This is a genomic window from Mesorhizobium sp. B2-3-14, from assembly GCF_006442175.1.
In the GTDB taxonomy this organism is placed as follows: Bacteria; Pseudomonadota; Alphaproteobacteria; order Rhizobiales; family Rhizobiaceae; genus Mesorhizobium; species Mesorhizobium australicum.
The window spans coordinates 483,252-508,873 of record NZ_VFVP01000002.1 but is presented as its reverse complement, the minus strand read 5'-3'; the positions used below and the strand labels follow the sequence as shown (position 1 = coordinate 508,873).

The 25,622-nt window shown below is 62.9% G+C and carries 24 protein-coding genes; 4 read left to right on the top strand and 20 right to left on the bottom strand.

The features are described 5' to 3' along the window. The first annotated feature begins 65 nt into the window (after window positions 1-65). Entirely contained in the window at window positions 66-368 is a 303-nt protein-coding gene (locus FJ950_RS07115) for a type II toxin-antitoxin system ParD family antitoxin (protein ID WP_015317549.1), read from the top strand. After that, window positions 340-666: a type II toxin-antitoxin system RelE/ParE family toxin gene (locus tag FJ950_RS07110; protein ID WP_140616095.1), complete on the top strand. Its 327-nt coding sequence runs from the start codon at window positions 340-342 to the stop codon at window positions 664-666. Before FJ950_RS07115 ends, FJ950_RS07110 begins: the two co-directional genes overlap by 29 nt. An 8-nt stretch (window positions 667-674) precedes the next feature. Here the strand turns inward: FJ950_RS07110 and FJ950_RS07105 are convergent, their stop codons facing one another. From FJ950_RS07105 to yajC, 6 genes are all read right to left on the bottom strand, one after another. Further along, on the bottom strand, window positions 675-1,625 hold the full coding sequence (locus FJ950_RS07105; RefSeq protein WP_181171101.1) for a sterol desaturase family protein: 951 nt from the start codon (window positions 1,623-1,625) through the stop codon (window positions 675-677). Next, a complete protein-coding gene (locus FJ950_RS07100) occupies window positions 1,625-2,059 on the bottom strand; it encodes a hypothetical protein (protein ID WP_140616091.1) in 435 nt (144 codons plus the stop codon). Before FJ950_RS07100 ends, FJ950_RS07105 begins: the two co-directional genes overlap by 1 nt. 83 nt (window positions 2,060-2,142) lie before the next feature. Next, entirely contained in the window at window positions 2,143-2,991 is an 849-nt protein-coding gene (locus FJ950_RS07095) for a phytoene/squalene synthase family protein (RefSeq protein WP_181171122.1), read from the bottom strand. Between the two features lies 1 nt (window position 2,992). After that, entirely contained in the window at window positions 2,993-3,385 is a 393-nt protein-coding gene (locus tag FJ950_RS07090) for an Mth938-like domain-containing protein (protein WP_015317544.1), read from the bottom strand. Window positions 3,386-3,412: 27 nt separating this feature from the next. Next, entirely contained in the window at window positions 3,413-5,962 is a 2,550-nt protein-coding gene (gene secDF, locus FJ950_RS07085) for a protein translocase subunit SecDF (protein ID WP_140616089.1), read from the bottom strand. Between the two features lie 51 nt (window positions 5,963-6,013). Continuing rightward, window positions 6,014-6,355, bottom strand: a complete 342-nt coding sequence (gene yajC / locus FJ950_RS07080) for a preprotein translocase subunit YajC (protein WP_010909882.1) — start codon at window positions 6,353-6,355, stop codon at window positions 6,014-6,016. A 291-nt stretch (window positions 6,356-6,646) separates the two neighbouring features. Here yajC and FJ950_RS07075 point away from each other — a divergent pair, with 291 nt between their 5' ends. Then, window positions 6,647-7,522, top strand: coding sequence for an ATP-binding protein (locus FJ950_RS07075; RefSeq protein WP_015317542.1), 876 nt, complete (start codon window positions 6,647-6,649; stop codon window positions 7,520-7,522). A 39-nt stretch (window positions 7,523-7,561) separates the two neighbouring features. Here the strand turns inward: FJ950_RS07075 and FJ950_RS07070 are convergent, their stop codons facing one another. Then, complete coding sequence (locus tag FJ950_RS07070; RefSeq protein WP_140616087.1) at window positions 7,562-8,380, bottom strand: AraC family transcriptional regulator; 819 nt, start codon at window positions 8,378-8,380, stop codon at window positions 7,562-7,564. Between the two features lie 116 nt (window positions 8,381-8,496). Here FJ950_RS07070 and FJ950_RS07065 point away from each other — a divergent pair, with 116 nt between their 5' ends. Continuing rightward, on the top strand, window positions 8,497-9,393 hold the full coding sequence (locus tag FJ950_RS07065; RefSeq protein ID WP_140616503.1) for an NAD-dependent epimerase/dehydratase family protein: 897 nt from the start codon (window positions 8,497-8,499) through the stop codon (window positions 9,391-9,393). A gap of 103 nt (window positions 9,394-9,496) precedes the next feature. Here the strand turns inward: FJ950_RS07065 and FJ950_RS07060 are convergent, their stop codons facing one another. The 13 genes from FJ950_RS07060 to FJ950_RS07000 all read right to left on the bottom strand — a co-directional run bounded on the left by FJ950_RS07060 (window position 9,497) and on the right by FJ950_RS07000 (window position 25,577). After that, window positions 9,497-11,029, bottom strand: a complete 1,533-nt coding sequence (locus tag FJ950_RS07060) for a peptidoglycan DD-metalloendopeptidase family protein (protein ID WP_140616085.1) — start codon at window positions 11,027-11,029, stop codon at window positions 9,497-9,499. 164 nt (window positions 11,030-11,193) lie between these two features. Beyond that, window positions 11,194-11,853 (bottom strand): protein-L-isoaspartate(D-aspartate) O-methyltransferase, encoded by a 660-nt coding sequence (locus tag FJ950_RS07055; protein ID WP_015317538.1) that lies wholly within the window; start codon window positions 11,851-11,853, stop codon window positions 11,194-11,196. Further along, window positions 11,850-12,608 carry a 5'/3'-nucleotidase SurE gene (surE, locus tag FJ950_RS07050; RefSeq protein ID WP_140616083.1) on the bottom strand — a complete coding sequence of 253 codons (759 nt, stop codon included), beginning with the start codon at window positions 12,606-12,608 and terminating at the stop codon, window positions 11,850-11,852. Before surE ends, FJ950_RS07055 begins: the two co-directional genes overlap by 4 nt. Then, complete coding sequence (gene serS, locus FJ950_RS07045) at window positions 12,608-13,912, bottom strand: serine--tRNA ligase (protein ID WP_140616081.1); 1,305 nt, start codon at window positions 13,910-13,912, stop codon at window positions 12,608-12,610. The genes surE and serS overlap by 1 nt, the downstream gene beginning before the upstream one ends. A gap of 102 nt (window positions 13,913-14,014) precedes the next feature. Then, window positions 14,015-14,890 carry a twin-arginine translocase subunit TatC gene (tatC, locus tag FJ950_RS07040; RefSeq protein WP_023769965.1) on the bottom strand — a complete coding sequence of 292 codons (876 nt, stop codon included), beginning with the start codon at window positions 14,888-14,890 and terminating at the stop codon, window positions 14,015-14,017. Beyond that, window positions 14,887-15,639: a Sec-independent protein translocase protein TatB gene (tatB, locus tag FJ950_RS07035; RefSeq protein ID WP_140616079.1), complete on the bottom strand. Its 753-nt coding sequence runs from the start codon at window positions 15,637-15,639 to the stop codon at window positions 14,887-14,889. Before tatB ends, tatC begins: the two co-directional genes overlap by 4 nt. A 29-nt stretch (window positions 15,640-15,668) precedes the next feature. Next, on the bottom strand, window positions 15,669-15,890 hold the full coding sequence (locus FJ950_RS07030; RefSeq protein WP_015317533.1) for a twin-arginine translocase TatA/TatE family subunit: 222 nt from the start codon (window positions 15,888-15,890) through the stop codon (window positions 15,669-15,671). Window positions 15,891-16,070: 180 nt separating this feature from the next. Next, window positions 16,071-16,835, bottom strand: coding sequence for an SMC-Scp complex subunit ScpB (scpB, locus tag FJ950_RS07025; RefSeq protein ID WP_140616077.1), 765 nt, complete (start codon window positions 16,833-16,835; stop codon window positions 16,071-16,073). After that, window positions 16,832-17,632 carry a ScpA family protein gene (locus tag FJ950_RS07020; RefSeq protein WP_140616502.1) on the bottom strand — a complete coding sequence of 267 codons (801 nt, stop codon included), beginning with the start codon at window positions 17,630-17,632 and terminating at the stop codon, window positions 16,832-16,834. The genes scpB and FJ950_RS07020 overlap by 4 nt, the downstream gene beginning before the upstream one ends. Window positions 17,633-17,694: 62 nt before the next feature. Further along, complete coding sequence (nagZ, locus tag FJ950_RS07015) at window positions 17,695-18,714, bottom strand: beta-N-acetylhexosaminidase (protein WP_140616074.1); 1,020 nt, start codon at window positions 18,712-18,714, stop codon at window positions 17,695-17,697. Window positions 18,715-18,958: 244 nt separating this feature from the next. Next, window positions 18,959-22,441 (bottom strand): SPOR domain-containing protein, encoded by a 3,483-nt coding sequence (locus tag FJ950_RS07010; RefSeq protein WP_140616072.1) that lies wholly within the window; start codon window positions 22,439-22,441, stop codon window positions 18,959-18,961. A gap of 103 nt (window positions 22,442-22,544) precedes the next feature. Continuing rightward, window positions 22,545-24,302, bottom strand: a complete 1,758-nt coding sequence (gene argS / locus FJ950_RS07005) for an arginine--tRNA ligase (protein WP_140616070.1) — start codon at window positions 24,300-24,302, stop codon at window positions 22,545-22,547. Window positions 24,303-24,362: 60 nt separating this feature from the next. Further along, window positions 24,363-25,577, bottom strand: a complete 1,215-nt coding sequence (locus FJ950_RS07000; protein ID WP_140616068.1) for a deoxyguanosinetriphosphate triphosphohydrolase — start codon at window positions 25,575-25,577, stop codon at window positions 24,363-24,365. Between the last annotated feature and the right edge of the window lie 45 nt (window positions 25,578-25,622).

Genomic DNA, 25,622 nt, shown 5'->3' with positions numbered 1-25,622 from the left:
CGGCCTGATGGACGCTCGGCGTAAAGTAGGATACTATCCTACTTTACGCCGAGCGGAGCCGTTCCATGGAAGCAGCCGAGAAACTATCCGTCACCGTCACACCCGCGATGGCACGCATGATCCGCGAAAGAGTCGAGGACGGTTCGTTCGGCTCGGCCAGCGAGGTTATCCGCGCAGCTCTTCGCGCTTTCCAACGCGAAGAAGAGGAACACGCCGAGCGCATGGCCTCGATCAGGGCGCGTGTGAAGGCGTCGATCGAGGATACGAGACCCGCCGTTCCGCTCAATGAGGCAATCGACAGAGTAAAGAACCGCATTTCGCAACTGGCGCGAGACAATGATGATTCAGCGTCTCGCCGTCGTTCTTAGCGGAGGAGCTATATCCGACCTTGAGGCTATCGCCGCCTATGTGCTTGAGAGCAGCGGAAGCGAAAGCATCACCAACGGTTTCGTTGACCGGATCAAGGAACGCTGCCTGGGCGTTGGAAACGTCCCTCGTGGCGGTCGCCCGCGTGATGACATCGCGCCGGGACTGAGGACGGTTCCTTTCGAACACTCCGCTGTTATAGCCTACGTGGTCGAAAGCGATGTCGTTCACATCGTCAACATCTTCTACGGCGGCCGCGACTACGAAGCGCTGATGCGCGATAGCGACAAGCCCTCTTGATCGGACAGCTACTCGGCCGGCTCGGCGGTCGCTAACGGCAAGCCTGGCTTGCCCGCCTCCGCAGGATTTCGCCTGACATAAGCAGCCTTCAGCGTCTCCGAAGTCTCGCGTGAGCCGTCATGGCTCCAGCCCGGCGGCTTGATCAGGTAGTTGATGCGGTCGCTGAGCGAAAGCCCCGGCGCGAAGGCATCCCTGAACATGCCGATCCATTCGTGGAACGCCACTTTCAGCGGATTGAAAGTGCCGAGATTTTTCACGATGCCGTAGCGCGGCCGGTCCTCTTCCAACTCCTCGACGAAGGTGCCGAACATGCGGTCCCATATGATCAGCGTGCCCGCATAGTTGGCGTCGAGATAGCGCGGGTTGGTGGCGTGGTGGACGCGGTGGTGTGACGGCGTGTTGAAAATGAACTCGAACCAGTTCCACATCTTGCCGATCGTCTCGGTGTGGATCCAGAACTGCCAGACCAGGTTGAAACCGAAGGTGAAGGCAATCACCGCCGGATGGAAGCCGAGCAGCACCAGCGGCGCCTGCAGCACGAACATGAAGGTGAACAGGCCGGTCCAGCTTTGCCTGAGCGCCGTCGACAAATTGTAGTGCTGGCTGGAATGATGATTGACGTGCTCCGCCCACACCCAGCGCACCCGGTGCGCGATGCGGTGGTAGACGTAGTAGCGCAGATCATCGAGAAGGAAGGCCGCCAGGAACACCCAAACCGACAGGCCGAGATTGAAGACCCGGAACTGCCATAGCCACAACAGCGCCCAGTAGGACACGACGCCGAGCAGCAGCCCGGCGACGACGTTGCCGGTGCCCATCATCAGGCTGGTCAGCGTGTCGCGGGTCTCGAACGAGCCCTTGGCGCGACCGGTCCGCACCAGCCAGAGCTCGATCAGGATCGCGGCGACGAAAAACGGAATGGCCAGTTGGGTGACCTGCGGAAACTCGTAGCTGTCCATCACGCTGCCTCCTTCCCGGAACTCGTGCCTCGCGGCCCAAGAGCGTTCAGCAAGGCCTGCACGTCGACGGCATTGGCGAAGCGGAAGCGGCCGCCCTTCCAGGTGAAGTCCGTCAGCCGCAGGTGGATCGTGTCCGTCTCGTCGGCATTGGACACAACGACGTCCCGAGGCGTCACGACGCGGGTCAGAAAGCAGTCGCCGATACCGTGGACGATGCCCGTGCGGCCATGGCCAAGATCGAGAAAAGCGGACCGGCCGTCCGCGGTTAGTCGAACCGCGGTCGCAGTCTCGTCGGGAAAGTCCTCTGCGAAACGGCCCATGGCTTGATCCGCGCCGGTCAGAGTGACCATCTTGCTGCCGCCGGTGAAATGCACGGCGGTAACCGACAGCGCGATGCCCAGAACGACGATCACGACCAGCACGGGCAAGCTCATGAACGGGATCTCCTCCGGGCCAGCCTGTCTTCTTAGGCGGCAGTTCTCGGCAGGCGGACTTCTTAACACGATTGACGTTTACGTCAATGTGTCGGCCAGCCCTTGCCCGCATGGCGCAGCAACAGCCAGTGCCGGCGCAACGCCGACAGCCGTGCCACGCCCCCGAGCGGGGCCCGGCGCGAGCCTTCCATCTTGTCGAGATAAGCGCGTGACAGCGCCAGCGGCAGGAATGCCGGACGCAACGACCCCGGCAGCGCGGCAGCCCCCCGTTCGAAGGCGGAAAGATGCTCGCGCGCCAGCGAGATCATCGCGGCCACGGCGCGCTGGGCACCAGAACCGCCATCGCCGGCAATAAACTCTTCCGGCGACGAGCCCGCCGCCGCCAGGATGTCAGCCGGGACAAAACACTGCCCGCGCCCGCGGTGCAGCGGCAACAGAAGCAAAAGGCCCGTCATTGCCTGCGCGCAGCCCCCCCTGCCGGCCAGTTCGGCGAACCTTGGCGCCTCGACAGGATCGAGCACCATTGCCGCAAGCTGGATCAGCGCGGCTGCCGTCTCGCCGCAATAGCCTTCCAGATCGGTGCGCGATGGCATCGGATCGTCGTAGAGATCGAAGATGCGTGCTTCGAGCATGTTCTCAAAGGCCAGTTTCGGCAGCTTGAACGCCGCAATGGTGGTGTTCAAGGCTTCGGCAACGGGATGGCCCGCGCCCGCCTCACCGCCGGCGGCGATGACATCGCGCCACCATTGCAGCCGGACCTCCCCGGGCAAAGGCTCATGGATGCGGTCACGAATGCCTGATATCTCGGCATTGAATGCGTACAGCGAAAACAGCGCCTTGCGCTTGTCGGCCGGCGCGTAGAGCGCGGTGAGATACCGATCATGGTCGGCGACGCGCACCGCATCCATGACGATTTCAGTATTCTGCGACATATCAATCGACAGCGATGAGCGCGGCTGCCACGGCGCGGTTTTCAGCCAGAAGGACATTGTAGGTCCGCACTGCTGCCCCAGTCGACATCGGGTCGGACGCTATGCCGGCATCCTTCAGCGCGGCCCGCAGTGCCGCCGGCAACGGCCTGAGATCCCGACCCATGCCAACCAGCAGGATCTCGACCTTGTCGGCCTCGGCGAGCAGCCTGTCGAAATCCGCCACGGTCAGCGCTTGGGGATTTGCCGGCTCCCAACCATGGATGCCTGTGGGCAGGCACATGAGAGAGCCGCGATGCGACATGTCGGCAAAGCGGAAGCCGCCATTGCCATAGGCCTCGATTGGCGCGCGGCCGGGGAAATGCGCCTCGCGGATAATGATGCCTTTGCCGGCCATCACTCTATCACCCCTCGGGGCCGCGCGTCAGGTCGCGACGGCCTTGCCGCCGCTGACCGGCTTTTCCTCGTCGGCCGAAGCCTGCGGCCGCAGCTTGAACAGGATGAGCAACGGCGCCGCGATGAAGATCGACGAATACGTGCCGAACACGACGCCGAACAGCATCGCCAGCGTGAAGGAGCGGATCACTTCGCCGCCGAACAGCACCAGCGCCAGCAGCGCCAAGCTGGTCGTGACGGACGTCAGCGTCGTTCTCGACAACGTCTCGTTGATGGCGTTGTTCAACAGCTGTGGCAACGGCATTCGCTTGTATTTTCGCAGATCCTCGCGGACGCGGTCATAGACCACGATCGTGTCGTTCAGCGAATAACCGATAATGGTCAGGATCGCCGCCAGTGACGACTGGTTGAACTCGAGCCCGGTGATGACGAAGAAACCGAGCGTCATGACCACATCGTGCACCGTCGCGACGATGGCGCCGACCGCGAACTGCCATTCGAAGCGGAACCAGACATAGATCAGGATGCCGGCCAGCGCGACGATCATGGCGATCGTGCCTTGCTTGGCCAACTCGCCGGAAACCGTCGGGCCCACCACTTCGACGCGACGGAAATTATACTGATCCTGCAGCTCGCCGCGCACCTTGTCGATCACGGTCTGCTCGGCATTTTCACCGGCATCCTGCGTGCCGACGCGGATCAACACGTCGTTGAGTGCACCGAACTGCTGCACTTGCACTTCGCCGATGTTCAGTTCCGTCAATCGGCTGCGGATGTCACCAATATTGGCATCGCCGCTCTTCGACTGCACCTCGATCAGGGAACCGCCCTTGAAGTCGATGCCGTAATTGATGCCGACGCTCATGAACAACACGACGGACAATATCGACAATGTGCTGGACAGCGCGAACGTCCACCGGCGGATACCCATGAACGGAATTTTCGTGCCGGGCGGAACGAAAGTCACCGGTGCGCGCGGCAGTTCCTTCGGACGTGCGCGGCGCAGCCAGATCGACACCAGCAGGCGGGTGAAGGTGAAAGCGGTGAAGACCGTGGTCAGGATGCCGATGGCATAGGTGATGGCAAAGCCCTTCACGGGTCCGGTACCGAGATAGAACAGCACCACTGTCGCAATCAGCGAGGTGACATTGGAATCGACGATGGTCGCCAGCGCCTTCGAGAAGCCGGTGTCGATCGCCTGGATCACCGAGCGACCGGCGCGTCGCTCCTCGCGGATACGCTCGTAGATCAGCACGTTGGAATCGACCGCCATGCCGATGGTCAGCACGATACCGGCAATACCGGGCAAGGTCAGCGTCGCGCCGAGCAGCGACAGCAGCCCGACGATCATCGCCACGTGCACCGCCAGCGCGATATTGGCGAGGAAGCCGAGGAAACCGTAGGCGACGAACATGAATGCCACGACGAGGATCGAACCGATGATGCCCGCGACCTTGCCCGCATGGATCGAATCCTGGCCCAGGCCCGGACCCACGGTACGCTCCTCGATGACCGTCAATGTCGCGGGCAGCGCGCCGGCGCGCAGCAGCACGGCGAGGTCGTTGGCGCTTTGGGCTGTGAAATTGCCGGAAATCTGGCCGGTGCCGCCAAGGATCGGTTCACGGATCTGCGGCGCCGAAATCACCTGGTTGTCGAGGATGATGGCGAACAGCTTGCCGACGTTCTGCGCGGTGGCCTGGCCGAAGCGGGCGGCACCCTTGGAATCGAAGCGGAACGAAACCACCGGCTCGTTGTTCTGCGAATTGTACGTCGCCTGTGCGTCGACGAGGTTTTCACCCGACACGATAACGCGGTTCTCGATCAGGTATGGAACCGGCGGATCGTCCTGGGAATAGAGCACCGACGAACCGGCTGGCGGGCGCCCCTTGAGCGCGTCCTGCACCGGCATCGACTGGTCGACCATCTGGAAGGTCAGCTTCGCGGTCTGGCCGAGAATTTCCTTCAGCCGCTGCGGATCCTGCAGGCCAGGCACCTGGACGAGGATGCGGTCCTCGCCTTGCCGCTGCACGATAGGCTCGGTCGTGCCGAGTTCGTTGACGCGGCGCTCGACCACCTCGATCGATTGTGCCAACGCGGTCGACGTGCGGTATTTGATGCCGGCGTCGGTGACGGTGAACTTGAGCAGGCCCGGCTCGGAATCATCCAGCGCCATTTCCTGGATGGAACCGCCGGTGAACAAGCCGGCGGCGACAGGATCGGTCAAAGTCTTCAATGCCTTCTTGGCGGCATCGAGCTGGGCGGGATCGGTGATGCGGACCTGCAGGGTCTTGCCGGTGCCGGCAAGACCGGTATAGCCGATCTTGGCATCGCGCAGCAGTGTGCGGATTTCGTCGCGCGTCGTCTCCAACCGATCCTTGATCAGATCGTTCTGGTTCATCTCCAGCAGGATGTGCGAACCGCCCTGCAGATCGAGGCCGAGCGTCATCTGCCGCTTCGGCACCCAACTGGGCAGCTGAGCCAGCGTGCTGGCGGGGAACAGGTTGGGCGCGGCGAGGATCACTGTGGCGGCCACGGCCAGCCAGATCAGGATCATCTTGAAGCGCGAGAAATAAAGCATAGGGCGTCGTCCGTCAGAGCGTGTCCGCGGATCGCTCCGCCTTGAATCTGGTTATTTCTTGGCGTTCTGGTTGGCGACCGGTTCGCCCTTGACTCGCACATCGGCGATCGTCGAGCGCAGCGCCGTCACCTTGGTGCCGCCGCCAAGATCGATCTCCAGCTCGTTGTCGTCGATCACTTTCGTCACCTTGCCGACAAAGCCGCCGCCGGTGACGACAGTGTCGCCGCGACGAACCGCCGCCAGCATCTCGCCGCGCTTCTTCAGCTGCGTGCGTTGCGGGCGGATGATCAGAAAATACATGATCACGAAAATCAGGACAAACGGCAAAATGCTGATGAACATATCGGGAGAGGCGCCGCCGATGCCTTGGGCGTATGCCGGTGTCACGAACATCGAGGTACTCCTGAATTTTGAAAAACAGCCACCAAACGATCAAGCGGGATTTGGCGGCCCCTAGAAATTTGGCCGGAATATAGTCGGTAAAGTTGTCAATGCAACTGCGCGGCCGGGCAAATCGGCTGCTTTTCCGGCCTGTTTAGCCGTGTTAGAGCAGGATCGCGAAAACCGCGAGCCGGTTTTCGGAAAAGATCACGCTCGAACAAATGGTTGCAACCGGTTTCGAAACCGCCGGAATCGAACCGGACCTACCTGCCACCGCAAAAACCGAAGCAAAAAAGACCCGACATGACCGATACCAGCATCGACGCCCTGAACCAGAAACTCGACCGCCTGATCGAGGCGGTCAGCCGCCTCGCGCCGCCGCCGGCGCCTGAAACCGACCTCAACGTGGCCGACTGCTTCGTCTGGCAGGCCGATCCCGGATATCTGGAGCCGGTGCGCAAGGTCAACCGCGTGGATATCGGCCTGATCCGCGGTGTCGACCGCGTCCGCGACATCCTCGTCGACAACACTGAGCGCTTCGCCGCCGGTTTCGCCGCCAACAACGTCCTGTTGTGGGGTGCCCGCGGCATGGGCAAATCGTCGCTGGTCAAAGCCGTACACGCGCGGATCAATGCCAAGGCGAAGCCCGGCCTGCCACTCAAGCTGATAGAAATCCACCGCGAGGACATCGACACGCTGCCGAAGCTGATGGGCCTGCTGAAGGCGGCCCCCTTCCGCGTCATCCTGTTTTGCGACGATCTGTCCTTTGACCATGACGATACGTCCTACAAGTCGCTCAAGGCAGCACTCGAAGGCGGCGTCGAGGGCCGTCCGGCCAACGTCATCTTCTACGCGACCTCGAACCGCCGCCACCTGTTGCCGCGCGACATGATCGACAATGAGCGCTCGACCGCCATCAACCCATCGGAAGCGGTCGAGGAAAAGGTCTCGCTATCCGACCGTTTCGGGCTGTGGCTCGGCTTCCATAAATGCTCGCAGGACGAATATCTCGACATGGTCAACGGCTATGCCAGCCATCATGGCCTCGACATCGACCCCGAGCAGTTGCGCGCCGAAGCGCTGGAATGGGCCACCACACGCGGCAGCCGCTCAGGCCGCGTCGCCTGGCAATTCACCCAGGATCTGGCCGGCAGGCTCGGCAAGCCATTGAAGGATTGAGGCGTTGGATCGCGTCGCCAACCCGATCAACCGACAGCGTCATTTGGGCGGCGTCCGTCGCAAATCGCGCGGCGTTTGACCGATCTCGCGGCGCATCCAATGCGCCAAGTGTGACTGGTGCGCGAAGCCCGTCATTTCAGCTACTTCGCTTGTGCTGAGGTCGCCTCGCTGCAGCAGAACGCGTGCGCGTTCAACGCGACGCCGTAACACATAGCGGTGCAAGGTGACGCCCGTCGCCACTTTGAACCATGTCCGCAAATGGGAGCTGCTCGCGCCGGCAACGCGGCTTAGTCGATGAATCGAAAGCGGCTCGTGAAGAGACGCCTCGATGTGCTCCAGCACGCGTTTGAGCTGGGTATCCGACAACCGGTTCGTTCGACCGATATCAGGTTCACCAAGGCCGAGCAGCCTCACCGCCAGTGCGGCGCCAATGCTGTCGGCAAACAAAGGGCCGCTTGGCGAATCTGCATTCAGTTCGCTCTCGAGCGCCCAGGCGAGATGTGCGATGCGCTGGTCGCGAAGCAGGTGGCGCGTGTCGAGCCGCAATGCTTGCCCCTTGCCGCCAAGCTCCGCCACCACCCTTTCCATCAGCGCTGGCTGCAACGCAATCTCGATCGTGTCGAACGGGGTTTCGGCCTCGAAGCCGCCCTCCTGGCCGGCTGGCACCAGGTCGATATCCCCGGCGCGCCTGACGAAATATCGCCCAACCTGATCGCAGTAGGAGCGTGTCGCCGCGCTGGCATGCACCATGATGCGATGGTGTGGCGCCCGGGACAGGCGGTAGACTCCGGCTTCGATATGCCGGGAGGCCATTGTTACGTCGGGCACGGCTTGAGCCGGAGCGTATTGCGACCGCATGCTCTCTCTCGATTCATGGCAAAACCTGTCCGAGATTTGGCAATTCCCGCGCGATTTTCAATGCCGTCGACCTGTACTCACGCCTCTCCATCAAACTTGGACGAGAAGGTTACACCATGAGTTTCTATGTTGTTGTCGGAGCGGGCCCGGTCGGTCGCGAAACCGCCCGCCTTCTTGGCGAGGAAGGACATGATGTCGTTCTCACCAGCCGAAGTGTCGGCTCGAACGCATTGCGGAACGTGCGGCCCATGCAGGCCGATGCTACCGATGCGTCGGAACTCGCGCGTGTCTGCCAAGGCGCCGATGCCATCTTCATGTGCGCCATGGCCACCTATCACAGGTGGCCAACCGATTTTTTCCCCATCATCGACGGCACCGTGCGCGCGGCCGAAGCGGTCGGCGCGAAACTCATCGTGTTGGGCAACCTCTATGGCTATGGGGAAAATGCCGATAGCCCGCTTCGTTCCGACCTGTCCCTGGATCCTACTTCGAAGAAGGGAACGGCCAGGACGATCATGTGGCAGCGAGCCGCCCGTGCCGACGTGCCGGCAATCGAAGTGCGGTCCAGCGACTATCTCGGCCACGGCGCGATCAGCTACTTCTCGCTGGTCGCCCTGCCCTCCATCATCGAAGGGAAGCCTACCGCTTTCATTGGAAACCTCGATGCGACGCATGCCTGGGCCTTCACCAAGGACGTCGCCAGGACGCTGGTCGCGGCTTCCCGCTACACGGGCGAATGGGGACGGGCGTTTCACGTCCCCTCGCAATACGCCTCACCCCGGGAGCTCATCCAGAAAACCGCTGCGATGCTTCGACAGGAGGTCTCGGAAATCCGTTCTTATTCGATTGCCGAGATGGAAGCATTGGGTATGCATGAGCTCATCGAGATGAGCTATCTTTTCGAGAACCCCTTGCTGGTGGATTCTTCCGACGCCGAGGTGCTTCTCGGTATCAAGGCCAGCAGCCTTGAGGTCATGATCGCCGACACGCTGCGTGATCATCTCCGCGCTTGAGGGCCGGCCTTCGACAGAACTGAAAAAGCCCGCTCCTTGCGGAACGGGCTGAGCCGGCGGGCTGGACTGGAGGTCAGGCGGCCCGCATATCGCTTTTTTTCTTCTATTCGAGATAGCCTGACGGATCGACCGGGGCGGAGTTCTTGCGCACTTCAAAGTGCAGCTTCGGCGAATCCGTCGTGCCGCTCATGCCCGAGAGCGCGATTTCCTGGCCGCGCTTGACCTTCTGGCCGCGCTGGACCTCGATCGAGCTGGCATGGCCATAGACGGTGACCAGGCCGTTCTCGTGGCGCACCAGCACCGTGTTGCCGAACTCCTTGAGGCCGTCGCCGGCATAGATGACAACACCGTTCTCGGCCGCCTTGACCGGCGTGCCCGTGGGCACGGCGATATCGACGCCGTCCTTGCCGGATCCGAAACCGGAGATCACCCGGCCGCGCACCGGCCAGCGCATCTTGCCGATGCCGGTGGCATCGGGTGCCACCGCGTCGTCGTCCTCGGCCTGCTGGATGACCTTGGCGTCCTTCTTCGGCGGCGTGTAGGAGGCCAGCGTTTCCGAAGGCGTGGCCTTTGCCGGGACTTGCGTTGTCGCGGTGGTCACCGGATCGACCTTGGCCGGCTTGGCGCTGGCAACCGTCGCCGTTCCGCCGCCCGGCACCTTCAAGGTCTGGCCGATTTTCAATATGCCGTCCTTCATGCCGTTGGCCTGCTTCAGCGCGACCACGCCGACGCCGGTCTTTCTGGCAATCGAGGACATCGTGTCACCCGACTGGACCGTATACGTACCGGCGGCGCCGGTTGCCTTGGCCATCTGCGCCGGCTTGGGTTCCTTGGGCTGGTTCGCCGTGGCCGACGCATCGACCTGGGCGGCGGACTTGCCCTCCTTCAGCTTAGGCTGCTGCGGCAGCACCGCCACCTTGTCCGGCGCGCTGGCCGGCAGGTCATGCTTGCCGTCCTTTGCCGGCTTTGCGTCGGCGACCTTCGGCTCGGCCTTGCTCGAATAGGCATAGGCCGGGATGACGATCTTCTGGCCGGTCTTCAGCCCCTTGGTCGGGCTCAGGCCATTCACCTTCATGATGACATCGGCCGGCACCTTGTAATGCGCCGCCAGGCCGGAAATGGTCTCGCCGTCCCTGACGGTGATTTCGGTCGCGTGCGGCGTGCCTGCCTGGGCCATCCTCGGCTCGTCGGGCTGGGCATTCTTGAAAGGCTTGGCGGCCGGCGCGACAGTGCCAGTCGTCGTCCTGTCGACATGAGGAGCGGGCCGAACCAAGGCCGGCGCCGATGCGACACGCACCGGATTGGCGGCAGGCGCGAGCGCTGGAGCCGGCTGCGCTTGCGCGGAAGCCGGCGGCGGCAAAGGCCGGCTCGAAACCGGATCGAGGCTGGAACGGCTCACCGACTGCGTGTGGCTGCCATCAAGCGGAGCAGCCGAGACGTCGCCCGGATAAGGCTGCACCGCATCCTGCTTGTTGATGATGGCACGTTGATTGTTGGTCGAGGACGTGAAGACGTCGTCGACACTGTTGAACCGCGAAGCCTGGGAACTGCACCCGGCCGCCGCGCCTGCAATCATCAGAACAGCGCAGCCCCGCGCCAGATTGCGACTATTTGTCTTCAAAACACTGAGTTGCATCGCACTAACCCGCACAAACGCTGCACCAACTGGACAGGATTAAAGCGCGTTAATGTTACTGGCCGGTTAACCCATTAGAATCCGACGAAAATTTTCTTAAAACATTTGGGGATGATCAGCGGCACGATGGCGAGCCCGAAAGAGATCCGGCGGCCGGCCGGAAACTAGATAACCGCTGCAATGCTGCGCAGGATCGGCTGCAGCCGCACGAGGCCGATATCCTCGCGCTCGAAACGGCTGCCGACCTTGGTGAGCTTGGCCAGCACCTGCTCGCCCTCCTCCGGCCCGATCGGCGCGATGACGATGCCGCCGCTCGACAATTGGTCGAGCAGGAAGCGCGGCAAACTGTCGAATGCAGCCCAGGCGACGATGCGGTCAAACGGCCCTTCATTGGGCAATCCGTTGGAACCATCGGCCTGCCGCACGATGGCATTGCCTATGCCGAGTGCCTCGAAACGCTGCCTGGCTTGCTCGACCAGCGTCTTGTACCGATCCACGGTCACGATCCGCGCCGCCAGCCGCGACATGACAGCCGATGTGTAGCCGGAACCGGTGCCGATCTCGAGCACGCGGTTTCCCGTTTCAATGGCCAATGCGGCGATCACCGCCGCCTGCAGATCCGCCCCTTCGATCGCTTCGCCGCATTCGATCGGCAGCATGCGGTCCGACCAGGCGATCTGGTGGTATTGCGCTGCCAGGAAGCCGCGTCGCGGCGTTGCCTCGAAAGCCGCGATCAGCGCCTTCGGCACCGTTCCCCTGCCGCGCAGGCGCAGCAGGAAAGCGGCAAATCCTTCGCGATCATCGATTGGAAAGCCCTGATTCATGCAAGCGCCTTGCTCAGCTGGTCACGGATCTCATGCGCGGTAAGGTCAAGCTGCAGCGGCGTCACCGACACCAGCCTGTTGCGCAGGGCAAAGAGATCGGTGCCCTGCTTGCCCTCGACCAGCTCGCGGCCGAAGCGCAGCCAGTAATAAGGCAGGCCGCGCCCGTCGCGGCGCTCGTCGACCCACAGGCTGTGCACCAGCTTGCCCTGCGTGGTGACCACCGTGCCGGCCACTTCCTCGGGAAGGCAGTTGGGGAAATTGACGTTGAGCAGGACGCCGTCCGGCAGCGGCGTCGCGACGAGCTTCTTCAGCAGTGCCGGCGCCAGCGCTTCGGTGGTCTCATAGGGGACGACGCGATCCTCGCCGACAGTGCTGTAGCCCTGGCTGAGCGCTATCGACCGGATGCCGAGCAGCGCGCCTTCCATGGCGCCGGCGACGGTACCGGAATAGGTGACGTCGTCGGCGATGTTGGCGCCCGAATTGATACCGGACAGGATCAGGTCGGGCGCACCGGGCAGGATCTTCTTGACGCCCATGATGACGCAATCGGTTGGCGTGCCGCGCACGGCAAAATGCCTTTCGCCGATTTTCCGCAACCGCAGCGGCTCCGAAATCGACAGCGAATGCGCATAGCCCGACTGGTCCTGTTCCGGCGCTACCACCCAGACATCGTCGGACAGGGTGCGGGCGACGCGCTCGAGCGAGGCCAGGCCCTCGGCATGGATGCCGTCGTCATTGGTCAGAAGAATGCGCATTATTTCGATTCGATCTTTTCCAGGCCGCCCATGTAAGGCCGCAGCACTTCAGGAATGGTTACGCTGCCATCCTCATTCTGATAGTTTTCGATGACAGCTATGAGCGCGCGGCCGACAGCGGTGCCCGAACCGTTCAGCGTATGGACGAAGCGGTTGCCCTTACCATCCTTGTCCTTGTAACGGGCATCCATACGGCGCGCCTGGAAATCGCCGCAGACAGAGCAGGACGAGATTTCGCGATAGGCGTTCTGGCCGGGCAACCAGACCTCGATGTCATAGGTCTTGCGCGCGCCAAAACCCATGTCGCCGGTGCAGAGCACCATAGTCCGGAACGGCAGCTCAAGCCGCTTCAAGACTTCCTCGGCGCATTGTGTCATCCGCTCATGCTCGGCGAGTGAGGATTCCTGGTCGGTGATCGAGACCAGCTCGACCTTGTAGAATTGATGCTGGCGCAGCATGCCGCGCGTATCGCGTCCCGCCGAACCTGCCTCCGAACGAAAGCAGGGCGTCAGCGCCGTGAAGCGCAGCGGCAGCTTTTCATGCGCCGTGATTTCTTCGCGCACGAGGTTGGTGAGCGGCACTTCGGCGGTCGGGATCAGGCCAAGCCTGCCCTCCCCATGTGGCGTGAAGAACAGATCCTCCTCGAACTTCGGCAACTGGTTGGTGCCGAACAGAACGTCGTCCTTCACCATCAGCGGCGGGATCACTTCCTCATAGCCATGCTCGGTCGTGTGCAGGTCGAGCATGAATTGGCCGATGGCGCGTTCCATCCGCGCCAGGCCGCTCCTGAGCACGGTGAAGCGCGAGCCCGACAGCTTCGCCGCGCGCTCGAAATCCATCATGCCGAGCGCTTCGCCGATCTCGAAATGCTCCTTCACCCAGTTCGGCCGTGTCGGCACCTTGCCGACGACATGCTTGACGACATTGTCGTGCTCGTCCTTGCCGACCGGCACGTCGTCGAACGGCACATTCGGCAGCACCGCCAGCGCATCGCTCAGCGCCTTGTCGAGCTCGCGCTCGCGCGCCTCGCCGTTCTGGATGAAGGTCTTGATCTCGCCGACCTCGGCCTTGAGTTTCTCGGCAAGCGGGGCATCGCCCGAACGCATGGCGTTGCCGATCTCCTTCGAGGCGGCGTTGCGGCGCTCCTGCCTGGTCTGCAGCTCGGTGACATGTTCGCGCCGCGCCTCATCCTTGGCGATCAGCCCGTCAACTGTGGACTGCGCCTCATCCGCCGGCCACGAGCGCTTGGTGAGCGCCTCGACAAGGGCCTTCGGGTTGTCGCGAATCCATTTGATGTCAAGCATGGTTATCCGTCCTCAAGCTAGGCTTGAGGGGCGTAAACCGCATCCTTGATCGATGCAAGATGGGCCGGGCGGCGGTTGTCGTTTTCCGCCGCCGCCGATGCCCTACGAGGCCGCCGGCGCTGGCGGCTCGTCCGGCGCCTTGTCGGCCACGGTCTCGCCGGCTTCCTGCTTCTCGCGCGCAAGCCGCTGTTTCTCCTGGTCGCGCTCGATCCACCGCGCGGCCCAGATGGAAACCTCGTAGAGAAGGATGGTCGGAATGGCCAAGCCGATCTGGCTCATCGGATCCGGAGGTGTCAGCACCGCGGCGACGATGAAGGCGATGACGATCGCCCATTTGCGTTTTTCGGCCAGCGCCTTGGACGACAGCATGCCGACGCGCGTCATCAGGCTGGTTACCACCGGCAGCTGGAACACCAGGCCGAAGGAGAAGATCAGCGTCATGATCAGGCTGAGATATTCCGAGACTTTCGGCAGCAGCGAAATCTGCACCTGGTCGTCGGTGCCAACCTGCTGCATGGCGAGGAAGAACCACATCACCATCGGCGTGAAGAAGAAATAGACCAGCGAGGCGCCCATCAGGAACAGGATGGGCGATGCGATCAGGAACGGCAGGAAGGCATTGCGCTCGTTCTTGTAGAGCCCGGGCGCAATGAATTTGTAGATCTGCGTGGCGATCAGCGGAAAGGCGATGACCATGCCGCCGAACATGGCGAGCTTGACCTGCGTGAAGAAGAATTCCTGCGGCGCGGTATAGATCAGCTCGACCTTGTGCGGGTCCAGCCCTGCCCATTTCGTCGCCCACTTGAAGGGGACAACCAGAAGGTTGAACAGCCTCTTGGCAAAGAAAAAGCAAACCAGGAAGGCAACGAAGAAGCCACCGAGAGACCAGATCAACCGCCTGCGCAGCTCGATCAGATGCTCCATCAGAGGCGCCGACGATTTTTCGATCTCGTCCTTTTCCTTGTCCGAAACGCTCACTTGGCGGCTCCAGCCGTCTTTTTGGCTACCGGCTTCTTGGCCCCAGCAGGTTTCGGTTCGGTTTTCGCGGACGCCTTGGCTGCAGGCGCCTTGGCGACGGCAGGCTTCGTCACAGCCGCGGTTTCAGGAACTGCCGCTGTCGTGGCCTTTGTCGACGCCTTGGGCGTGGGTGCGGTTTTTGCCGCCCCCGCGGGTGAGGCTTTTGCCGCCACCACCTTAATGGATGGCGCTTTTGAAGCCGGCACCGCCTTGGCGGTTTTCCTGGATGCCTTCGGTTCCGTGGAAGCCGCCACCACCGATTCATCGGTCATCGCCGGGAACATCGATGCTGGGGGCGTGACTTCCGGGCCATTGACGCCAGGCATGGTCGTTGCACCGTTTTTCAACGGCTCGGCCGCCTGGGGCGTCGCCGCTGCAGGGGCCGATGGATCGGCGGCCGGCTTCGGCTTCATCGCCGCGTCGACGCCGGCGCGCACATCGGCTGCCGCCTGCTCGAACGGATTGAGCTGCTTCTTGATCTCGGCGACTGGGCTGAGACCCCGGAGTTCGTCGACCGACTTCTTGACGTCGTCGAGCTCGGCTTCCTTCAAGGCCTCGTTGAATTGCTTCTGGAAATCGGCGGCCATGGCGCGCAGCTTCGCCGTCGTGCGGCCGAATGTGCGCAGCATGTTGGGCAAATCCTTGGGCCCGACGACCACGATCATGACGATCGCGATCACCAGCATTTCGGTCCAGCCGACTTCAAACATGGCAATCTGTTCCGACTAGAACTTTTGGCTCAGCTCTTGCTGGCCTTTTCCTTCGCGGCCGAAACGGTCTCATCGGCACGGTGTTCGACGGTGCGCTTGTCGTCGGCAACGTCGTCGTCGGCCATGCCCTTCTTGAAGCTCTTGATGCCCTTGGCCATGTCACCCATCAGCTCGGGAATCTTGCCGCGGCCGAACACCAGCAGCACGATCACCAGCACGATCATCCAGTGCCAAATCGAAAATGAACCCATAACCAAATCTCTCTCGAATGTTTTCCCTGGCGATGATCTATGCGTTTTCGCTTTGGGATTCAAACACAACCGCGACAGAGTTTATGAAAGGCCGACGGATGTCACGCATTTTCGGCGATGCGGCCCGCTACCAAACGGCGCATGTAAAGCCGCAAAGCAGCTTTTGAAAGGCGCTCGTGGTCAATCTTCCGTGACGCGCGGCGTCAGCAGACCGAGCTCCTCGAGGTCGATGTCGGTCAGCGGATCCTCGTCCTCGGTCAGCGCGTCGGGATCGGCCGGCGGTTGCGGGATGGAGAAATTCGAAGGCATGCGGCCCGAAAGCAGGCCGGCGCCCTTCAGTTCCTCCATGCCTGGAAGATCACGGATTTCCTCGAGTGCGAAATGGTCAAGGAAGGTTTCGGTGGTGCCATAGGTAACGGGGCGGCCGGGCGTTTTGCGGCGGCCGCGCATGCGCACCCATTCCGTTTCGAGCAGCGTGTCGAGCGTGCCCTTCGAGGTTTCGACACCTCTGATGTCCTCGATCTCGGCGCGCGTCACCGGCTGGTGGTAGGCTATGATCGCCAGCACCTCGAGCGCCGCCCGTGACAGCTTGCGCTGCTGCACCGTATCGCGGCTCATCAGGAAAGCCAGGTCGCCAGCGGTTCGGAAGGCCCAGGCATCGCCAACCCGCACCAGATTGACGCCGCGCCGGGCGTAGATCTGCTGCAGCTCCCTCATGGCTAGCGCGACATTGATGCCATCGGGAAGGCGTGCGGCAAGCTGCTTTTCGCTGACGGGTTCGGCGCTGGCGAACACGATCGCCTCCGCCATGCGCACGGCTTCCGCCATATGCAGACGCTCGGCCGGGTTCTGCACCTGCTCGGCCACATCCTCGGAGAACAACTCCTGCCCAGGCTCGTCCTCGACCTTGAACGGGATAACCGAAGCGTTGGCGCGTTCGCTCATGATGCCACCTCGACTGCCTTGATTGCTTGCGTGCGGCCGCGCAAATAGATCGGGGCAAATGTCTCATCCTGCCGCACGTCCATCGTGCCGTCGCGCACCAGTTCCAATGTTGCCGCGAAGGAACTGGCGATCGCCGTGCGCCTTTCCTCGGGGCTGGTCATGTACACGATCAGGAAACTTTCCAGTGTCGTCCAGTCGCTTACAGCCCCGACAAGGCGGGTCAGGATGTCGCGCGCGTCCTTGAGCGACCAGACACCGCGCCTGGCGATCGTCACGTTGTTGATCGCCTGCTTCTGCCGCTGCTGGGCATAGGCAGTCAGCAAGTCGTAGAGCGACGCTGAATAGGCGTTGCGCTTCTCGATGATCACCATTTCCGGCATGCCGCGCGCGAACACGTCGCGACCGAGCCGGTTGCGGTTGACCAGACGCGCAGACGCGTCGCGCATGGCTTCGAGCCGCTTCAGCCGGAACTGCAGCACCGCCGCCAGTTCCTCACCGCTTTCGCCCTCCTCGCCCGGCTGCTTGGGAATCAGCAGCTTCGACTTGAGGAAGGCCAGCCAAGCCGCCATCACCAGATAGTCGGCGGCAAGTTCGAGCCGCAGCGCCCTCGCCGTCTCGACAAAGGTCAGATATTGCTCGACCAGTGCCAGGATCGAAATGCGCGCCAGATCGACCTTCTGGGTACGGGCAAGATGCAGGAGAAGGTCGAGCGGGCCTTCGAAGCCGGCCACGTCGACGACCAGCGACGGATCGCCGGTGACGCGTGAATCGTCATTCTCGGCCCACAGGCGGTCCATCGGTGCGGCCTTCGGAGCCTTGCTTTCCAATGCTTCCGCCACTGCCCTGTCACTTCCCTTGGCTATGCCACCGCGTCGAAATAGGTGGCGAATTCAGCGCGTATCTCGGTTTCTTCTACCGTGTCGCTTTTCTTTATATAGGTCATTGCCCGCTTGGCGCGCTCCAGCGACTTGCCTTCAAGCCCTTTGGTGCGCGATGCGATCCCCGCCATCTCCTCGAAAACGCCGTTGCAGTGAAGGACCAGATCACAGCCGGCCGCAAGGATCGAGGCGGCCTTTGTCGGGAAATCCCCAGAAAGTGCCTTCATCGAGGTGTCGTCGCTCATCAAGAGCCCGTCGAAGCCGATCTCGCGGCGGATGATCTCGTCGATGACCTTGCCGGAAGTCGTCGCCGGGTTCTTGGGATCGATGGCGCTGTAGACGACATGCGCGGTCATCGCCATCGGCAGATGGTTGAGTTCGCGGAACGGGGCAAAGTCGTGCCGTTGCAGATCGCTGAGCGAGGCGTCGACGACAGGCAGCTCGAAATGCGTGTCGGCAAACGCCCGGCCGTGCCCCGGAACATGCTTCATCACGGGCAGCACGCCGCCCGCCATCAGGCCTTCGGCCGCGGCGCGGCCGAGTTCGATGACCGGACGCGGATCCTTGCCATAGGCGCGCGCGCCGATGACATCGCTGGCCCCTTCGATCGGGACGTCGAGCACCGGCAGGCAATCCGCCGATATGCCGTAGCGCAGGAGGTCGAAGGCATGCAGCCGCGCCATCAGCCAGGCGGCACGCGCGCCGGCGTCGTGATCGTCGCGCCAAAGCGCCCCCAGCGCGCCACCGGCCGGATAGTTCGGCGCCAGCGGCGGTCGCAGGCGCTGCACCCTGCCGCCTTCCTGGTCGATGAACACCAGCGCGTCCGGGCGCCCGATGCAATCGCGCATCTCGGCGACGAGATCGCGGATCTGCTCGGCCTCGCCGATGTTGCGGGCGAACAGGATGAAGGCCCACGGGCACTCATTGCGATAGAAACGGATTTCTTCGCGGGTGAGCGTTTTCCCGGCACAGCCGAGGATCATGGATTTTGATTCGGTCATTTCAGGAGTCTAGGGCTTCGCGAGGTCAAAGGGAATCATCCCTGACCGCATAGGACGGGCTGCAAAACAGGCTTCCACATGAAAAAGTCGGCGCGGCCTTGGGCCGCGCCGAATTTGAGAGATTGGATCGACGTCTAGAGCATGATGCCGAAAAGTGTGAAACGGTTTTCGGACGACATGCTCTATCTCTTGATTTAGAGACGGATTCAGATTTCAGGTCGACTCGACCTGAAATCATCCGGCTCTAGCGCGATACGAAGCAGTTGCCGCCCGCGATCTTGTAGCTGGTGCACAAATTGATCGCATCGTTGCGCGACTGAGCCGGAACGCGCACGCGGTAGAACGTGCCCTTGCCGGCGATCTCGGCCTTGACGATGTTGGCCGTGCGGCCGGAGAGCACGCTGCCGTAGCGGCGCTGCAGGTCCTGGTAGGTCGACTGGGCACTCTCTACCGTCGGCTGAGAAGCGATCTGCATCGACCACGAACCGCTGCCGGTCGCGGTCGAGGCGGGATCGATGGAAGCGACCTGATCTGGCTTGACCTCGCCGACCACGTCGACCGGCTGGTCGGACGGACGCTGCGGCGCGATCGCAACCTTGGCCGGCGTGTTGGCCGACTGCGCCTTGGCTTCAGGCTTGGCAGGCTTGGCCGCGGGCTTCAGAGCGGGCTCGTCGTCGGCCTGCGCGGCGGCGGGCGCCACGGTGCCAGTCTGGTCGGTGCCAGTCTGGGCGGTGCCAGTCTGGGCGGTACCGGTCTGGGCGGCGCCAGTCTGGTCGGCGCCAGTCTGGTCAGCGCCAGTCTGGTCGGCATTGGCCTGCGCGGCAGGCGCCACATGCTGTGGTGCCGGATCGGTCGGCTCCGCCGCGGCGACCTGGGGTGCCGCCGGTGCCGGATCCTCACGCGCCACTAGCGAGCCGTCGGACTTGACCACCATGGTCCTGACCTTGCGCGGCGCAACGGCAACGACATCGTTGCTGGTGCCCTTGTCGGCTTCCTGCAGGACCTGCGCGATGCGATCCTCCGACTTCGGCGTGGGCGCCGCTATGTTGGCGGGGGCCGCACCAGCGGTCGAGACGTCGCCTCCGCCATCCGTGCCGGCGGCAGCGTTCTGGTCGGGAGAAAGATCGACGGCGCGGGCCGGGTCCTTCGCCTGCACGTCCACCGGCTCCTCGGCGTTGGTGACGAGCTTCTGCTGGACCGGCTCGGCCGGCTTCGCCCCCTTGACCACCGCGTCATAGACCTTGTTGTCCTGGTTCGGCACCACGGTGCCGCCCGGATTTTCAGGCTTGATCTTGATCGGTGAATTATCGGCCTTGACGATCACCGGAGCCTCACTGCCGCCCTTGCCGCCGAAAGACAGCGCAAAGGCGCCAAGACCGCCCGCGACCGCCACGGCACCGACAATCGCCGCGATGAAGAGGCCGCGTCGGCCGGACGACCTGGCGGCTTCCCGCTCGCCGAGCCCCGGAACCGACATCGCTTCGTCCAGTTCGGGATCGTAGTCGAGTTCATCGACGGTGAAATCGTCCGCCTGCGAGATCGGCTGGCTGCCCGGCAGATCATCGAAGCCTTCAGCAGCATCGGCATAGGTCGAGGCCGCCGCCGCGCGGGCAGGCATTTCCGCCGGCCGTGCCGCATAGGTCCGCGCTTCCGGCTGATAGGCCGGCCTGGATTCTTCATGTCCCGGATTGACCGCGTCATATCCCGGATTGGCGTCGCCATATCCCGGATTGGCGTCGCCATATCCCGGAGTGGCCGCGCCGTATCCCGGATTGAACCCGGCATTGTAGGATTCGTCCGCATAGGCGGCGCTAGTGGCAGAAGCAGGCGCGACCTCCACCGAATTCATTTCAGTCAGAAGGCTGGCGAATTCGGCGTCGAGATCGTCATAACCGGATGCTACCGGCTCATCGTCCTCGAAATGCAACTCTGGAATGTCGAGATCGTCGGCCAGCGCCACGACGCGCTCCGGCACATCGACCGTCTCGACATCGGGCATCTCTTCATAACGCGAGGACTGCTGCGCCTGCGGCGCCGACGGAGCCACGTAGGGAGCGGCTGCAACCGGCTCGGCCGGCCGGTAGGACGGCACCGCGGCCGTTTCCGGTGCTGCCGTCCAGGCCGCCATCGAGGCGGCAGGCTGCGCGGCAAATGCCGGCTGTTGGGGAACCGGTGTCACGCGGCTCCACGAACGGGCCGGCTCCGACGGCGCGGAGCGTTCCGCCAGCCAATCGAGCGAATCGGCTGGATCCTGCAGGGAAGCTGTTTCCTCATGCGGGTCGACGCCCTCGGCCCGGGTGGCGTCGACGGCGCCATTGTCGAAATTGACCTCGCCCTGTTCAGCGGTCTCCGAGCCGAAATCATGGTCCTGAAGCTCGTCGAGCAGCAGGTCGTCGAGGTCAACGTCGGCGGCCTGGTCGGAACCGGACTGATGCACATCCTGGGACGCTGCTTCATCGAGATCCCAGTCGAGATCACCAACAAGATCGACGGGTTCCTCCGCGGCCTTTGCAGTCGAGACGAGTGGCGGCTGAACAGGCGCGGCGGCCGGCTGGGGCACGACCAGCTGAGCCATGGCCGGCTCCTTGGCCGACGGCAGGGTGCGCGCAGTCATGGCGCCAAGAAGCGCGTTCAACTCGTCTTCGAGGCTTCGTTCGTCCGTGATGGGCGCCTGCACTCGCGACGCGATGGCTGCCGCGGGCGCCATCGGCTGCGCGGGAGCCGCTGCGATTCCGGCGACGGGCTCTTCGGCGGGCTCGGCAAACGCCTCGTCCAAATCCAGGTCGAAAGCATCATCCGAAATGGCTTCAGCGCCTGGAATCTCGTCCTTCATGCCGATGACATCGGCAAGCAACTCATGTGCTCGCGGCTCCTCAAAAGCCTCTGGCTCATCGGCCTGAACGTCAAAATCCACGTCGACATCGGCCATGGCATCGTCGAACTGACCAACGAAATCCTCGCCGGAGATCGACTGGGCCTCATCCGCGGTGGCCGGCGCCGGCTCTGGATATTCGGCAGCAGCCACTTGGCGCTGATCCGCCGAATGGTCGTCGAGCATCAACTCGTCCTCAAGCGAGATCGCAACGGCATCGTCGAATTCTTGATCGGAAGCCGGCTCGGCCGCTGCCGCCACTTCTGCAACCGGCGATTCAACGGCATACCGGGGCTCGGCGGCCTCGTCCTCGATATGGAAATCCCGGTCGAGGGAAGCGGCAAGCTCGTCTTCCATCGGCAGATCGTCGTCGAAGGCCGAAACGTCTTCGAGCGAGCTGGCCACGGCCGAGCTTGCCACGGCATTGTCGAAATCGGAGTCGACGGCAGGCTCGACGGACTGCACGGCTTCCGCGGCGCCGGCATGGCTGGCGGCCACCGTCCGGTCATCGGTCCCAGCCATGTCCAGGTGAAAATCGTCATCAAGCGACAGCGCGAGATCGTCATCCGACACATCGATTGCCACCGGCTCGAATGCCGGCTCATGAGCCTCGACAAGCGGAGCGGCGACGCTGTCGACAGCGTCGAATTCGCCCATCAGTTCCTTCTCGAGATCGATATCGAAATCGCCCTCTTCCGCAGCCTGATCGGCGACTATGGCTTTCGGCTCGGCCGGCGCCTGCGGCTTGACCGGCTGGCGGGGGTCGAATCCCATGATCCTGGTCAGTTCCGCGAACGGATCATCGGCGGCGATGTCGTTGTTGTCGGCTACTCTCAGCTGGGTTCTGTCTGCCATTATTGTTCCCGAACTCGCACTCATTCGGACGCCATGGACGTCGCGCAGGGTTGGCCCTTACCAGCGCAATGTGGGCAAAAGGTGACAGGTTTTTTAGTCAAACCTAACGCATTTCGGTGGGCGCGGCGGCCCCGATCAACGTCAGGCCGGACGTCAGAACATCCGAAACAGCCTGCACCAGCCCTAGTCTGGCATGCGTCAATTGTCGGTCGTTAACCTTAACAAAACGTAAGTCCGGATTATCCGTACCCCGGTTCCAGTGTCCATGGAAACTGGAAGCCAGATCATAAAGATAAAATGCCAGCCGATGCGGCTCGAGCGCAAGAGCGGCGGACTCGATCAGGCGCGGATATTCCGCAAGCTTCCTGATCAAGCCGATTTCACCTTCGTCGGTCAAAGACGTTGACGCTGCTGCCAGGCTGTTGCGGTCGAAATTCGCCTCGCCCAATTGTTCGCTCGCCTGCCGGAACACCGAATGGCAGCGCGCCGAAGCGTACTGCACGTAAAACACCGGATTGTCCTTGGACTGTTCGGTCACCTTGGCGAAGTCGAAATCGAGCGGCGCATCGTTCTTGCGATAAAGCATCATGAAGCGGATCGGATCGCGTCCGACCTCTTCCACCACCTCGCGCAGCGTCACGAAGTCACCGGACCGCTTCGACATCCGCACCGGCTCGCCATCGCGAAACAGCTTGACGAGATTGCACAGGAGAACGGTGAGCTTGACGTCGTCGCCGGCAATGGCCCGCGCCAGGGCTTCCAGGCGCTTGACGTAGCCGCCATGGTCGGCGCCGAGAACATAGATCAGGTCGACGAAGCCGCGATCGACCTTGTCCTTGAGATAAGCCACGTCGGCCGCGAAATAGGTGAACGAGCCGTCGGACTTGACCAGCGCCCGATCCATGTCGTCGCCGACGGCGGTCGAACGGAACAGCGTCTGTTCGCGGTCTTCCCAGTCGTCCGGCTTCTCGCCCTTGGGCGGCGGCAGCTTGCCCTTGTAGATATGGCCCTTCAGCGTCAGGTCGTTGATCGCCGAGCGGATCTTCCTGGCATTGTCGGCATGCAGCGTGCGTTCGGAGAAAAACACGTCGTGATGCACGTTGAGCAGTGCAAGGTCCTCGCGGATCATCACCATCATCGCATCTATGGTGCGATCCTTGACGATGGCCAATGCCTCGTCATCCGGCATCTGCAGCAAGGAACGGCCAAACTCCCTGACCAGAGCCTCGCCGACGGAGACCAGATAGTCACCGGGATAAAGTCCTGCCGGAATCTCGCCGATATCGTCGCCAAGCGCCTCGCGATAGCGCAACATCGCCGAGCGCCCGAGCACGTCGATCTGCGACCCGGCGTCGTTGATGACATATTCCTTGGTCACGTCGTAACCGGCGAACGCCATCAGGTTGGCGAGCGCGTCCCCGACGACGGCGCCCCGGCAATGGCCGACATGCATCGGCCCGGTCGGATTGGCCGAGACATATTCGACATTGGTTTTGCGGCCGGCGCCGATCGTCGAGCGGCCGTAGTTGGGACCCTCGCCCAAAAGCGCCGATAGATGCGCCTGCCAGAAACCGTCCTGGAGCCTGAGATTGACGAAGCCGGGACCGGCGACCTCGGCGGCGGCGACATCCTGGTCGGCCCGCAGGGCGTCCGCCAATCTCTCGGCCAGCGCGCGCGGGTTCTGTCCGGTTGGCTTGGCCAGCACCATCGCCGCATTGGTCGCGAGATCGCCATGGCTGGCGTCGCGCGGCGGCTCGACGGCGATGCGCGACAGATCAGGCGAAACGCCGTCCTGGTCCTTCAGGTCTAGCGCTTCGACAGCCTTTGTGACTCGCGCGGTGAAATCGGCGAAGATGTTCATGGTGTATGCTCGGTGGCTTTATGACGAATCCGGCCCTTTGGCCGGCAAATCGAGCCCGCCCTAGCTCAAATCCGGGGTGCGGTCAAACAAACGCCTGTGTTCCTTGAGCGCGTAGGTGTCGGTCATGCCGGCCAGGAAATCGGCGACGCTGCGCGCTTTGATGCGATCCTCGGCGCGGTCCAGCCCTTCGCGCCAGCCGTCCGGCATGGCGCGCGGGTCGGCAAAATAGACGTCGAACAGGTCCCGGACGATCTGCTCGGCGTCCGCACGCACCCGCATGACCTCCTCGTGCCGGTAGAGGTGCTTGTAGAGGAAGGCCTTCAGTTCCTTCTCGGCTTCCGCCATCTCGATCGAAAATGTTACCATCGTTTCGCCCGCCGCCCTGACCGCGTCAGCGCTCAGCGGCCTGATCCGCTCCAGATTGGCGGTGGTCGACTTGATCACATCCTCGACCATGGCCGTGATCTGGCGCCGCATCAATTCGTGGCCGGTGCGCACGTCATCAAGCCTGGGATAGCGCTCGCGCACAGCTTTCAGGATCGTTCCAGGCAGCGAAACGGCCTTCAGCATGTCAAGCGCCAGCAGCCCTGACCTCAGCCCATCATCGATATCATGCGTGTTGTAGGCAATGTCGTCGGCAATCGCCGCGCACTGCGCTTCGATGCCGGCGAACCGGTCGAGCTCGAGATCCTGTAGTTGCGAGTAGTCGCGGATCGCCTGCGGTACCGGCCCTTTCAGGCCTTGGCCGCTACTGTCGGTGAGCGGACCATTGTGCTTGACCAGGCCTTCCAGCGTTTCCCAGCTCAGATTGAGCCCGTCGAATTCAGCGTAGCGCGCCTCCAGCCTGGTCACGATGCGCAGCGATTGTGCGTTGTGGTCGAAGCCGCCCCACGCCGCCATCTTTTCGTTCAGCGCGTCCTCGCCTGTGTGGCCAAAAGGCGTGTGGCCGAAATCATGCACCAGCGCCACCGCTTCGGCGAGATCCTCGTCGCCGCGTAGCGCCCGCGCCAGGGCACGTGCGATCTGCGCCACCTCGATCGAATGGGTCAGCCTTGTGCGGTAGTGGTCGCCTTCGTGCGCGATGAAGACCTGCGTCTTGTGCTTGAGCCGCCGAAACGCCGTCGAATGGATGATCCGGTCGCGGTCACGCTGGAACGGTGTGCGGGTCGGACTTTCCACCTCGTCGAACAGACGGCCCCGCGAACGTGCGGGATCCGTGGCGTAGGCCGCGCGCGGCCGATAGCCAAAACCGATGTCGCCAAGCTCATTTGTCATGGCTGATGCTGCCGCAGTTGACTTGCCCCGTCGCGCTTCATACCT